This window comes from Pseudoalteromonas sp. DY56-GL79 (assembly GCF_041414765.1).
Lineage (GTDB): Bacteria > Pseudomonadota > Gammaproteobacteria > Enterobacterales > Alteromonadaceae > Pseudoalteromonas > Pseudoalteromonas piscicida.
Genome location: NZ_JANHZS010000004.1, coordinates 1 through 12,538 on the forward strand (window position 1 = coordinate 1; position 12,538 = coordinate 12,538).

Below are 12,538 nucleotides of genomic sequence, written 5' to 3' on the forward strand. Positions count from 1 at the left end.
TCTCCCATTTTGATTGTTTGCAATTCAATCATGGCACACCGATGCCGAGTGTGGGAGGAGACCATTACATCAGGTTAGTTATCATCTTAACATTGCTCATAAAGCTCCAGCGGCAAACCATCAGGATCGCTGAAAAAGGTAAAGCGTTTGCCTGTATATTCATCTATTCGAACAGGCTCTACAGCAACTTGATTCTGCACAAGGTGTGCAATATAAGCATCAATATCTGATACGCTAAATGCTAAATGTCTCAGTCCTTGCGCCTCTGGATGTGATGGTCGTTTTGGAGGATTTGGAAACGAAAACAACTCAATCTGGCTCCCATCAGGCAGCGCAAGATCTAATTTATAGGACGCTCTATCTTTTCGATAGTTCTCACGGAGTACATGCAACCCAAGTACTTCGGTATAGAACACTTTTGATCTTTGGTAGTCAGAACAAATAACAGCGACGTGATGTATCCCAGATAACTTCAAGCACTTCTCCTCAAGCATTTAGTGTCTTTTAAATAAAAAAGCGGCAATTTGCATTGCCGCTTCACACACTCAAGTAGGAACTTGGACTACACGTTGTAAAACCAAGCCTATTTTTTCATTACAAGCGAATGCCGCCGTCAATCTCAACGACACGTCCCGTAAAGAAATCATTTTCAATGATATATTTTGCTGTATGAGCAATTTCTTGCGCTTCACCCAGACGCCCAACCGGCTTCATTTTCACTAGGCGCTCTTTGGCTTCAGGCTTCATTGCATCGGTCATTTTTGTACGGATCACACCTGGTGCAATTGCGCCCACGCGAATACCAAAACGACCTAATTCTTTAGCCCAACTGGTAGTCATCGCAACGACACCAGACTTTGCCGCTGAATAATTGGTTTGTCCCATATTACCAGCGCGCGCAACGCTAGACATATTAATGATCACGCCACCGTTACCCGCTTCTACCATTTTGACGGCAGCTTCACGGCCGCACAGGAAAACACCTGTAAGATTGACATCAATAACGGATTGAAATTGCGAAAGCGACATTTTATCGATGACTTGCCCGTCTTTTGCTTTGAGTAGCAAACCGTCACGCAAAATACCCGCATTGTTAATTAATACCGAAATATCGCCGAAGTCATTTACGATGGTATTAAACACATTTTCGACGTCTGATTCTTGACTAACATTAGCGACATACGTGTTAACTTGTGTACCGAATTGAGCAAGTTCGTGCTTCGCTTCTGCTAAAACGTCTTCTTGCATATCTATCAGGGCAAGTTTTGCCCCATGCTTTGCCATTTCAGTCGCCATGGCAAGACCCAAGCCTTGCGCACCACCAGTGATCACAACTGTTTTATTGTTAATATCCATAGTGTCCTATTTCTCTGAATAAAGCTTAAAAATCGCACTAAAGTCTTCACTGCCTTTACCTTGATTTTGCATCAAGTTATACAAATTCTTCGCCAGCGCCCCCATGGGTGTCGCAGAATTCGTTTGCTGCGCAGATTGCATCGCAAGGCCAAGATCTTTAGCCATTAAATCAACCATAAAGCCCGGCTTATAACCGTTCGAAGAAGGCACATTTTCTAGTACATCTGGACATGGGTTGTATAGCTCTAGCGTCCAGTTACGACCAGAGCTATTTAGCATAATTTCGCTCAATACTTTAGGATCTAAGCCATGATCTACACCCATTTGCAGCGCTTCACTTGTGCCTGCCATAAGTATTGATAGCAGCATATTGTTACATATCTTAGCGACTTGTCCCGCACCAATATCTCCAGCATGGAAGATATTCTTACCCATATTGGTCAGTACCACATGCGCACGTTCAAAGTCTGCTTTATTACCGCCGACAATAAAAGTTAAGGTACCGGCCGCAGCACCTGCCACACCGCCAGACACTGGCGCATCGACAAATGAAATGCCCGATTCTGCCAACTTGTTGCCAACAAACTGAGCTGATTCAGCATCAATGGTCGAGCAATCAATTACTTGTGTATTTTTACTAAGGTAATTAATTAATCCGTCATCGCCTGTATACACTGCTCGAACATGTTTGCCTGCCGGCAGCATACTGATCACATAATCGGCTTCGCGACATACATCGCTCACAACCGTCGCTTTCGTCGCGCCACTTGCTTCAAGCGTCGCGACGGCCTCAGGGTTTAAATCGAATACACATACTTGGTGGCCAGCCTTTAATAGGTTAATGGCCATTGGACCACCCATATTACCTAAGCCGATAAATCCTACTTGTGCCATTTAAGTCACTCCTTATAAGTCACGCAATGGGTGATCGTTTTCATCCCAGCGAGGTGCAAAAAAGCGTTCTACCGCGTCGTTTGTAACCTCGGCGACAGATTTAAATCGCCAATTTGGCTTGCCATCTTTATCGATAAGCAACGCACGTACACCTTCTTGAAACTCACCAAACTCGCCAGCCGTTACCGACATTCCCAATTCCTGCTTAAAACAGTCTCTTAGTGTTTTGCCTGCACTTCTAGTGAGCTGCGCTTTAACTAATGCTGCACTTAATGGTGAACCATGCTTTAATGCTGCCTGTGCCTTGCTTAGCCATTTGTTATCAGTGCTATCCAACGCCAAAATAAACTCAACCTGGTCTGACAACTCATGTTTCTCATCAAGCGCTTCAAACACTTTGATAAGCGGTTTAATTTCGCTTTTTGGCGGCGCATGAGACGCTTCATCTAGTGACAACAGCAACTGAGTAAGCTTTTCATGATTTAATACATTGGTTTTGCCCCAGTTCACTTCAACTAGGTTTTGTAACAGTAAGCTCAGTTTTTCTGAGTCCATAAAATGATCGGCGAGCCCAACCAGTTTGGCATCCGCAGCGTTAATGTTTGCTGCGGTGAGACCCAAGAATAGTCCAACGCCTTTTGGCATCTTATTGAGGAAATAGCTCCCACCAACATCAGGGTATAAGCCAATGGTGATTTCCGGCATCGCGATGCGCGACGTTTCTGTCATCACTTTATGGCTTGCGCCAGCCGTTAAGCCCAGTCCGCCACCCATGATGATGCCATTACCCCATAGTAGGATTGGCTTATCATAGTTATGGATTTGATAATCTAACCGGTACTCTTCACTGAAAAAGGTTTCGATTAATGCGTTACTCGTATCAGACGACATTTCGCGATATAAACTCACGACATCGCCGCCGGCACAAAACGCCTTCTCTCCAGCACCTTTTAGCATAACCATTGCTATTTGCGGGTCGTTTGCCCAAGCGTCTAGTTGCGGCGCGAGCAAACGGATCATATCAAGATTTAAGGCATTTAACGCTTTTGGTGCATTTAATGTCGCCAGCGCTATTTTCATCCCGTTATGGCATGTTGCCTGTTCGAATATAACCGGCGCCTCTTCGTGATTTATTAGCTCAAATTCAATCATTAGCCATTTACCCAATTCGCTTTACGCTTCTCTAAAAACGCGTTTACGCCTTCTTTTTGATCCTGGGTATCGAATAGTGTTACGAAGAGTTCGCGTTCAAGTGGCAGTGCGCTATTGATTGTGCCAGAGCGGCCTTTTTGAATGAGGGCCTTACAAGCCGTCACCGCAACAGGGCTTTGGTCTTCGACTTTCTTAGCAAGTTCAAGCGCTGCTTCCAGTGCTTTACCCTGCTCGACCACTTCTTCCACTAAGCCAATTTGCTGCGCTTTATCGGCTTTTAAGCGTTCACCGCATAAAATCATACGTTTTGCCCAGCCTTCACCTACAAGCCACGACAAGTTTTGTGTGCCGCCAGCACAAGGTAACAGCCCGACTTTCGCCTCAGGGAGTGCCATTTGTGCTTGAGCTTCGGCGATACGGATATCGCATGCTAGTGCTACTTCTAAACCGCCGCCCATTGCAAAACCATTGATAGCAGCAATTGATACGCCTCTAAAGTCGCTAAGTGTTTCAAACGCTTCGCCAAATACTCGAGACATATCCGCAGCGACTCCTTTGTCACCGTCGGCAAATACGTTTAGATCTGCTCCTGCTGAAAAGAACTTTTCACCTTCGCCAGTGATCACTAAAGAATAGATTTCTTTATCTGCGTTCAATTCGATTACTAGATTTTTAAGTGCAGTAAGTGTGTCTTTTGTCCACGTATTCGCCGGTGGATTTGACATAGTAACAACGGCAGTATGGCCTTGTTTTTCGAGTTTTAATTGTGCAGTCATGATACTCTCCTTATAGGACGCTTGGGGCGCCTTCAGCTAAGATCCGACGTGCAATAATTACACGCATGATTTCGTTTGTACCTTCAAGGATTTGATGAACACGTACGTCACGTAAATGACGTTCAAGTGGATATTCTTTGATATACCCGTAACCACCATGAATTTGCAGTGCATCATCACACACCTTAGTGCCTACATCAGTGGCAAAACGCTTCGCCATTGCGCAATAAGTGGTCTTTTCTGGGTCGTTGCTATCCAATTTAAATGCCGCAAGTCGAACCATTTGGCGCGCAGCCACAAGTTCTGTATTCATATCTGCAATTTTAAATTGCAGTGCTTGGAACGCCGCTAACGGTTTACCAAACTGAGAACGCTCTTGCATATACTGCTTGGCGGTATTAAGTGCTTGCTGGGCCGTGCCTATCGAGCAAGTTGCAATATTAATACGACCACCATCAAGGCCTTGCATCGCAAATTTGAAGCCTTCGCCTTCTTGGCCTAGCAGGTTGGCAGCTGGGATACGGACATTTTCAAGCGTGATAAGACGCGTAGGTTGAGCGTTCCAACCCATTTTTTCTTCTGCTTTGCCATAAATAACGCCATCAGCATCGGCAGGGACAACAAAGGCAGAAATGCCTTTTGGACCGTCTTCGCCGGTTCTTGCCATTACCACCAATACGTCGGTTTCACCTGCCCCTGAGATAAACATCTTAGAGCCAGACAAAACATACTCGTCACCTTCTCTTATTGCTTTTGTTTTCAGCGATGCAGCATCAGAACCAGAACCAGGCTCTGTTAGACAGTAAGAAGCCAGTAGCTCGCCTGTTACTAACTGATCCATATATTTTGCTTTGGTTTCTTCCGTTGCAAAGCTCGCTATCATCCACGTTGCCATGTTATGGATAGTCAACATGGCGGTGGTTGCTGTACAACCCATAGAAAGTTGTTCAAAAATAATACTTGAGTCAAGGCGAGATAAACCCAGACCACCTGCCTCTTCTGGCGTATATAGACCGCAAAAACCAAGCTCACCTGCTTTTTGAATTACGTCTTTTGGAAAAATGTGCTCTTGATCCCATTTTGCTGCATGTGGAGCAAGCTCGCTCATTGCAAATTGGTGCGCCATATCGGCAAATGCTTGTTGATCTTCGTTTAGGTTAAAGTCCACGCTAGACCTCTCTTGCTGTTCTGACACCCTGAATGTGTGTCGGTAATTCTTATCGTTTTGGTAAAAAAATAGCGTGCTCCCCCTGCAGAGCACGCTATGCAATATGAGTTATCTAAGGTTGATACTCATATTTGGACCACTAACAGCCTCATCGTCAAACCAACGTGAGGTAATTGTTTTGGTTTCTGTATAGAAACGCACGCCTTGCTTACCGTAGGTGTGTTGGTCGCCGTAGAATGAATTCTTCCAACCGGTGAATGAGAAGAATGGCAATGGCACAGGAATAGGAATATTAATACCGACCTGACCCACTTCGATTTCACGCTGGAATTTACGTGCTGCGCCACCGCTTGCAGTGAATAATGAGGTGCCGTTACCGTATGGATTGTTATTAATAAGCGTAATTGCTTCATCTAAACTATCGACAAATACACAGCAAAGGACTGGGCCAAAGATTTCTTCTTTGTAGATATCCATTTCAGTTGTGACGTTTGAAAACAGGGTTGGACCTACCCAGTTACCACTTTCATAACCCTCAACTGTAAAATCAGAGCCGTCTAGCAAACACGTTGCGCCTTGCTGCTTACCACTGTCAATCAGCGACAGAATACGCGCTTTAGCCTGCGGCGTCGTTTGCGGACCATAAGCGGCTTCAGGATCATCCCATACGCCAGGACGAACCTTCGCCATTGCGTCTTTTAGTTCCTCTACCCACTGTTGTGATTGCCCAACAAACACGGCCACTGAGATCCCCATACAGCGCTGACCACCCGCGCCGACCGAAGAGCCAACCAGGTTATTGATCACTTGCTCTTTTTTCGCATCTGGCATAATAACCATGTGGTTTTTCGCACCAACACACGCTTGAACGCGTTTGAGATTTTGCGTACCTTTGCTGTAAATGTACTGACCAACACCACAAGAACCCACGAAAGAAATCGCGCGAATTTCCGGCGCTTCAAGGATTTGGTCAACCTGATCTTTACTACCGTGTACTACCTGAAGTACGCCTTTTGGCGCACCGGCTTCTTCAAACAATTCAACCAAGCGCATTGGTGTTAGCGGATCTTGCTCTGATGGCTTAAGTACAAAGGTGTTACCACATACAATTGCCATTGGGAACATCCACAGCGGGATCATCGCTGGGAAGTTAAATGGCGTAATACCCGCGCAAACGCCTAGCGGTTGGGTATATGAATAGGTATCGATATTTCGGGCAACGTTTTCTACCGTCTCGCCCATCATCATTGAAGGGGCATTACATGCTTGCTCAACCACTTCAATACCACGCCATACATCACCTTTCGCATCTTCAAAAGTTTTACCAAGTTCATGGCAAATGATGGTTGCGATTTCTTCTTGGTGCTCTTTAAGAAGCGCTGCATAACGCATCATAATTCGCGCACGCTCAGTTACCGGAACATTACGCCATGTTTTAAATGCTTCTTGAGCTGAATGAATTGCAGCTTGTACTTCTTCGTTAGTAGCACAAGGCACTTTTGCTAATACTTCTTGATTAGCCGGATTAACAACGTCTAACCATTTGTCAGACTGAGACTGTGAAAATTCACCGTTGATGTATAAAGGTACTTGGTGCATGAAGCACTCCTCCCCATAAAACGAGTTTATGCGCTGCGTGAATGATTAGAATTATGGAAAACGCAGCGCCCCTTGAACGAAATAAATTGCAGTAACTTACACTTCTACCGCAAGCGCTACAGCTTCACCACCACCGATACATAGTGAGGCTACGCCTTTTGATAAGCCGCGGTTTTTTAGTGCATGGATAAGTGTAACTAAGATACGTGCACCGCTTGCACCGATTGGGTGACCAAGCGCACAAGCACCACCGTTTACGTTGACTTTGTTGCTATCTAACTGCATTTCGTTGATAGCCAACATAGTCACCATGGCAAATGCTTCGTTGATTTCCCAAAGATCAACGTCTGCTGTCGACCAACCTGATTTTTCAAGCAGCTTATTCATCGCACCGACCGGCGCAACGGTAAATTCAGCAGGCGCTTGTGAGTGAGTTGCATGGGCAACAATCTTACAAAGTGGCGTCAAACCGTGCTTTTTCGCTTCTGATTCACTCATTAAAATCAGCGCGGCTGCACCGTCTGAAATAGACGAAGAGTTGGCAGCAGTGATAGTGCCATCTTTTTTAAATGCTGGGCGAAGTGATGGAATTTTGTCTGGACGGGCATTACCAGGTTGCTCGTCGGTATTTACCTCAACATCCCCCTTACGTGTACTCATTACATGAGGAGCAATCTCATTGCCAAAACTGCCATTTTCGATTGCGGCGTTTGCTTTACTTAGAGAGCCAAGTGCAAATTCATCCATGTGCTCACGGGTTATGCCATATTCATCAGCGGTAGCTTGTGCGAAACAACCCATCGCTTTATTATCATAAGCATCTTCTAAGCCATCAGCCATCATATGGTCTTTGATTTCGCCATGACCCATACGCATTCCGCCACGGGCTTTTGGAATAAAGTAAGGTGAGTTAGTCATGCTTTCCATGCCGCCAGCGATAGCAGAATTAATGCTACCTGAGCGGATGAGATCATGCGCGAACATCGCCGCTTTTAGACCCGAGCCACACACTTTATTGATTGTTGTCGCACCAGTTGAACGTGCTAACCCTGCATGTAGCATCGCTTGACGCGCTGGCGCTTGACCGAGACCTGCGGGTAGTACGCAACCCATAATAACTTCGTCTATACTCGCGTCACTAAGACCTGTTTCATTCATTACTGCTTTAATTGCAGTCGCACCTAAGTCTGTCGCGGTTGCGTCAGATAGGCTTCCCATAAAGCCACCCATTGGTGTACGCTTAGCAGCGACGATGACAACAGCTTCGTTACTCATTGCAAAACTCCTGTTTACAAGCCAATCTTAGGCTTGTTAAAAATTAACTCTGTATTCGAGCATACATAATATTTACGTTTACGCCAACGTAAATCTAAAATCAAGCCAAACGAGATCAGTGAAAGTGTAAAGCTATCTTGCACAAATTTGTTTCCAAGGCTTATTTTCTCTGGCTGTAATGAAGATTTGATGACAATTCGAACGGACAGATTATTCCTTTTATAAGACTAAAGAAGGATCTGCTATTCTTACTTTACCTTTACGTAAACTTCACTTATATTGGTCTAATCAGTGACGTTGTAAGTGTAAATAAAAATGCAAGAAATTAATGAACCTACCTATTCAATCAGCGAGTTAGCTAAAGAATTTGATATTACTACTCGCAGTATTCGTTTTTACGAAGACCAAGGACTCCTTTCTCCTAGGCGCCAAGGACAAACGCGTATTTACTCAAAACGTGACAAAGTTCGATTAAAACTGATCCTTCGCGGCAAACGCCTTGGTTTTACACTTGCTGAAACTGGCCGATTATTTGAGCTTTACGACGCCGACAAATCGAGCGAAAAGCAACTTAAAACTATGTTGCAACTCATTGAAGAGAAAAAAGCCGACTTAAGCCAACAAATGGACGACATTAAAGTTGTCTTAATGGAACTGGTGACAGCTGAACGCCGTTGTCGCGACACCCTACACGAGCTCGAAAAATAAACTCTCACAACAGGATGAATACCGATGAGCACAGTATCTTTATATAAAGAATTAAACTTTGGACTAGGCGAAACAGCAGACATGATCCGTGATCATGTAAATAGCTTTGCAACCAGTGAAATTGCCCCACTGGCTGAAAAAACAGATCAAGAAAATGCATTTCCAAACGAAATGTGGCCAAAGTTTGGCGAAATGGGCCTACTTGGGATCACCGTCGCTGAAGAATTTGGCGGCTCAAACATGGGTTATCTTGAACACGTTATCGCAATGGAAGAGATAAGCCGTGCGAGTGCATCAATTGGCTTAAGCTACGGCGCACATTCAAACCTATGTGTGAACCAAATCAACCGTAACGGCAACCAAGCCCAAAAAGAAAAATATCTACCAAAACTTATCAGCGGTGAACACATTGGTGCGCTAGCGATGAGTGAGCCCAATGCTGGCTCTGACGTGGTTTCAATGAAACTACGTGCTGAAAAGCAAGGTGACAAGTTCATCCTAAACGGTAATAAAATGTGGATCACCAATGGTCCAGATGCCGACGTTTTTGTGATTTACGCAAAAACGGATACCAATGCAGGCCCTCGTGGGATCACGGCCTTTATCGTCGAAAAAAGCTTCCCTGGTTTTTCAACGGCACAAAAGTTAGACAAACTTGGAATGCGTGGTTCAAACACTTGTGAGCTGGTATTCGAAAACTGCGAAGTACCTGCAGAAAACATCCTTGGCGAATACAACGAAGGCGTTAAGGTACTCATGAGTGGCCTAGACTACGAGCGTGTGGTCTTGGCAGGCGGCCCGCTTGGTATTATGCAGGCTTGTATGGATGTGGTAGTACCTTATATTCACGAGCGTAAACAATTTAACCAATCCATCGGTGAATTCCAGCTGGTGCAAGGCAAAGTTGCTGACATGTACACGCAAATGAACGCAGCACGTTCATACGTTTATACCGTGGCAAAAGCCTGTGACCGTGGTGAAACCACTCGTAAAGATGCAGCTGGTGCAATTCTATATGCCGCAGAACTTGCAACCAAGCTTGCACTTGATGCCATTCAGCTTCTAGGCGGAAACGGTTATATCAATGAATATCCTACAGGTCGACTACTTCGCGATGCCAAGCTGTATGAAATTGGCGCAGGTACGTCTGAGATCCGCCGTATGCTTATCGGACGTGAGCTATTCAACGAAAGTCGCTAGGAGTGCTACATGACGGTACTAAATTCTGCGGTTAATCCGCATGAGCCCCAGTTCAAGGCAAACAGCGATGCGATGGCATCGCTGGTTGCTGATCTTAAAGATAAAGTCGCAACACTGAGCCAAGGTGGTGGTGAAGCGCTTATTGCCCGTCACCAAAGTCGCGGTAAATTATTTGTACGTGACCGAATTGAAACCTTGCTAGATGAGGGCTCGCCGTTTTTAGAAATTGGCCAATTCGCCGCGTTTGGCGTTTACGAGCAAGATATTCCTTGTGCTGGTGTGGTCGCCGGGATCGGACGCGTCAAAGGCGTTGAATGCATGATTGTGGCAAATGATGCGACTGTAAAAGGGGGTACCTATTTCCCTATTACCGTAAAAAAACACCTAAGAGCGCAAGAAATTGCGGAGCGCTGCCATCTTCCTTGTATTTATTTAGTGGATTCTGGCGGTGCGAACTTGCCAGAACAAGATGAAGTATTCCCAGATAAATTGCATTTTGGTCGGATTTTCTACAATCAAGCCCGTATGTCTGCAAAGGGAATCCCACAAATCGCAGTGGTTATGGGGTTATGCACCGCCGGTGGCGCATATGTACCAGCGATGGCCGATGAAAGTATTATCGTCAAAGAACAAGGCACCATTTTCTTGGCAGGGCCACCTCTTGTTAAAGCGGCCACGGGTGAAGAAGTGAGTGCAGAAGACTTAGGCGGCGCAGATGTTCACTGTAAAGTCTCTGGTGTAGCCGATCACTATGCAGAAAATGACGAGCATGCGCTTTCTATCGCAAGACAGTGCGTGTCACGCCTTAATCATCAGCGCCCCACTCGCCCGTTCCTGCAGGATGCCAAACCACCACGTTATGACATCAGTGAGGTGTATGGCATTGTCGGTACGGATCTGAAAAAACCGTTCGATGTACGCGAAGTCATTGCCCGTATCGTGGACGATTCTCAGTTTGATGAATTTAAACGCTACTTCGGCGAAACACTCGTGACTGGTTTTGCTGAAATTTATGGTCACCCTGTGGGGATCGTAGCAAACAACGGTATTCTCTTTTCTGAATCCGCACAAAAAGGCGCACACTTTATTCAGCTCTGTGCACAGCGCAATATTCCGCTGCTATTTTTGCAGAATATTACTGGATTTATGGTTGGCCAAAAATACGAAGCGGAAGGTATCGCTAAGCACGGTGCAAAAATGGTAACAGCCGTTTCCTGTGCTGATGTGCCTAAGTTTACAGTATTGATTGGCGGCTCATATGGTGCTGGTAACTATGGCATGTGTGGTAGAGCGTACGAGCCAACCATGATGTGGATGTGGCCAAACGCACGGATCTCCGTAATGGGTGGTGAACAAGCTGCAGGCGTATTAACACAGGTTAAACAAGATGGTTTAGCGCGTAAAGGCCTTAGCATGAGCGATGCCGAAGTGAGCGAATTTAAAAAGCCAATTATCGAGCAGTACGAAAAGCAAGGACACCCATACTATGCTAGCGCAAGGCTTTGGGACGATGGCGTTATCGACCCTGCGGATACGCGCACAGTACTTGGTCTTGCCTTAGAAGCTGCGAGTAACGCACCGCAAAAAGAATCTAAATTTGGCGTCTTCAGAATGTAAGGAGCACTTATGCCTGTCACTTTAAATATAACAAAAAGCAAAGTGGCGATTTTAGAGCTAAGTCGCCCAGAAAAACATAATGCCTTCAATGCGGAGGTGATTGCCGAACTCATTAAGAATATCGAATATGCCAGCGGCCTCGATGTCAGAGCGCTGGTATTAAAAACCGAAGGTAAACACTTTTCAGCGGGGGCTGATCTGGCGTGGATGAAATCCATGGCAGACAACGACTATAACGAAAACGTCGCTGATTCTTTAGAACTTGCTAAATTAATGCAAGTGCTGGCCACTTGCCCTCACCCAACCCTGTGTTTGGTGCAAGGTGCTGCGTTTGGCGGTGCACTTGGGTTAATCGCCTGTTGTGATATCGCCATTGCAGAGCACAACTCCAAATTTTGTTTAAGTGAAGTCAAGCTTGGTCTTATTCCGGCTGTGATTAGTCCTTATGTCATTAAAGCCATTGGGGAGCGCCAAGCGCGACGCTATTTTTTAACAGCCGAAGTATTTGATGGTGAAAAGGCGCTAGAAATGGGTTTAATTCACGAACTGAGCGATGATTTAGCAAAAAGCGAAGCGAATTTTCTCGATACCTTGCTTAACAATGGCCCTGCTGCTGTGAAAAGTGCCAAAGCACTGATCAGCGAAGTTGCTGGTAAAGAGATAAATGAAGCGTTGATCGCCCATACCGCAAAGCGTATCGCTGAAATTAGAGTAAGTGACGAAGGCCAAGAAGGGCTTAGCGCCTTTTTCGATAAACGAGCACCACGCTGGCAAACCGCCGCAAGCGAATAGG

At 45.5% G+C, this 12,538-nt stretch carries 12 protein-coding genes; 4 read left to right on the forward strand and 8 right to left on the reverse strand.

Annotation, left to right across the window (positions count from 1 at the left end; translation table 11 throughout):
• Nucleotides 1–86 precede the first annotated feature (86 nt).
• The 8 genes from NO992_RS03660 to NO992_RS03695 all read right to left on the reverse strand — a co-directional run bounded on the left by NO992_RS03660 (nt 87) and on the right by NO992_RS03695 (nt 8,220).
• Complete coding sequence (locus NO992_RS03660) at nt 87–476, reverse strand: VOC family protein (RefSeq protein WP_010378641.1); 390 nt, start codon at nt 474–476, stop codon at nt 87–89.
• 118 nt (nt 477–594) lie between these two features.
• The gene (locus NO992_RS03665; protein WP_010378639.1) at nt 595–1,356 is read right to left on the reverse strand and encodes an SDR family oxidoreductase; all 762 of its coding nucleotides are present in this window, start codon (nt 1,354–1,356) and stop codon (nt 595–597) included.
• Between the two features lie 6 nt (nt 1,357–1,362).
• Nucleotides 1,363–2,250 carry a 3-hydroxyisobutyrate dehydrogenase gene (gene mmsB, locus NO992_RS03670; protein WP_010604932.1) on the reverse strand — a complete coding sequence of 296 codons (888 nt, stop codon included), beginning with the start codon at nt 2,248–2,250 and terminating at the stop codon, nt 1,363–1,365.
• A 12-nt stretch (nt 2,251–2,262) separates the two neighbouring features.
• Entirely contained in the window at nt 2,263–3,402 is a 1,140-nt protein-coding gene (locus tag NO992_RS03675) for an enoyl-CoA hydratase/isomerase family protein (RefSeq protein ID WP_371374456.1), read from the reverse strand.
• Nucleotides 3,402–4,178 carry an enoyl-CoA hydratase gene (locus tag NO992_RS03680; RefSeq protein ID WP_010378634.1) on the reverse strand — a complete coding sequence of 259 codons (777 nt, stop codon included), beginning with the start codon at nt 4,176–4,178 and terminating at the stop codon, nt 3,402–3,404. Before NO992_RS03680 ends, NO992_RS03675 begins: the two co-directional genes overlap by 1 nt.
• A 10-nt stretch (nt 4,179–4,188) precedes the next feature.
• Complete coding sequence (locus NO992_RS03685; protein WP_371374459.1) at nt 4,189–5,346, reverse strand: acyl-CoA dehydrogenase family protein; 1,158 nt, start codon at nt 5,344–5,346, stop codon at nt 4,189–4,191.
• A gap of 108 nt (nt 5,347–5,454) precedes the next feature.
• Nucleotides 5,455–6,945, reverse strand: coding sequence for a CoA-acylating methylmalonate-semialdehyde dehydrogenase (locus tag NO992_RS03690; protein ID WP_010604936.1), 1,491 nt, complete (start codon nt 6,943–6,945; stop codon nt 5,455–5,457).
• A 96-nt stretch (nt 6,946–7,041) separates the two neighbouring features.
• The gene (locus tag NO992_RS03695) at nt 7,042–8,220 is read right to left on the reverse strand and encodes an acetyl-CoA C-acyltransferase (protein WP_017219490.1); all 1,179 of its coding nucleotides are present in this window, start codon (nt 8,218–8,220) and stop codon (nt 7,042–7,044) included.
• Between the two features lie 315 nt (nt 8,221–8,535).
• Here NO992_RS03695 and NO992_RS03700 point away from each other — a divergent pair, with 315 nt between their 5' ends.
• From NO992_RS03700 to NO992_RS03715, 4 genes are read left to right on the forward strand one after another with little or no spacing between them, the layout of a single operon-like run.
• The gene (locus tag NO992_RS03700) at nt 8,536–8,928 is read left to right on the forward strand and encodes a MerR family DNA-binding transcriptional regulator (RefSeq protein ID WP_010378624.1); all 393 of its coding nucleotides are present in this window, start codon (nt 8,536–8,538) and stop codon (nt 8,926–8,928) included.
• A gap of 24 nt (nt 8,929–8,952) precedes the next feature.
• A complete protein-coding gene (locus NO992_RS03705; protein WP_010378622.1) occupies nt 8,953–10,128 on the forward strand; it encodes an isovaleryl-CoA dehydrogenase in 1,176 nt (391 codons plus the stop codon).
• 9 nt (nt 10,129–10,137) lie between these two features.
• Nucleotides 10,138–11,745 carry a carboxyl transferase domain-containing protein gene (locus NO992_RS03710; RefSeq protein ID WP_010378620.1) on the forward strand — a complete coding sequence of 536 codons (1,608 nt, stop codon included), beginning with the start codon at nt 10,138–10,140 and terminating at the stop codon, nt 11,743–11,745.
• Nucleotides 11,746–11,754: 9 nt separating this feature from the next.
• Nucleotides 11,755–12,537: an enoyl-CoA hydratase-related protein gene (locus NO992_RS03715; protein ID WP_010378618.1), complete on the forward strand. Its 783-nt coding sequence runs from the start codon at nt 11,755–11,757 to the stop codon at nt 12,535–12,537.
• Nucleotide 12,538 lies beyond the last annotated feature (1 nt).

Coding starts and splice junctions, on each gene's coding strand:
- NO992_RS03665 (WP_010378639.1), bottom strand. CDS start 1,356: ATGGATATTAACAATAAAACAGTTGTGATCACTGGTGGTGCGCAAGGC.
- mmsB (WP_010604932.1), bottom strand. CDS start 2,250: ATGGCACAAGTAGGATTTATCGGCTTAGGTAATATGGGTGGTCCAATG.
- NO992_RS03675 (WP_371374456.1), bottom strand. CDS start 3,402: ATGATTGAATTTGAGCTAATAAATCACGAAGAGGCGCCGGTTATATTC.
- NO992_RS03680 (WP_010378634.1), bottom strand. CDS start 4,178: ATGACTGCACAATTAAAACTCGAAAAACAAGGCCATACTGCCGTTGTT.
- NO992_RS03690 (WP_010604936.1), bottom strand. CDS start 6,945: ATGCACCAAGTACCTTTATACATCAACGGTGAATTTTCACAGTCTCAG.
- NO992_RS03695 (WP_017219490.1), bottom strand. CDS start 8,220: ATGAGTAACGAAGCTGTTGTCATCGTCGCTGCTAAGCGTACACCAATG.
- NO992_RS03700 (WP_010378624.1), top strand. CDS start 8,536: ATGCAAGAAATTAATGAACCTACCTATTCAATCAGCGAGTTAGCTAAA.
- NO992_RS03705 (WP_010378622.1), top strand. CDS start 8,953: ATGAGCACAGTATCTTTATATAAAGAATTAAACTTTGGACTAGGCGAA.
- NO992_RS03710 (WP_010378620.1), top strand. CDS start 10,138: ATGACGGTACTAAATTCTGCGGTTAATCCGCATGAGCCCCAGTTCAAG.
- NO992_RS03715 (WP_010378618.1), top strand. CDS start 11,755: ATGCCTGTCACTTTAAATATAACAAAAAGCAAAGTGGCGATTTTAGAG.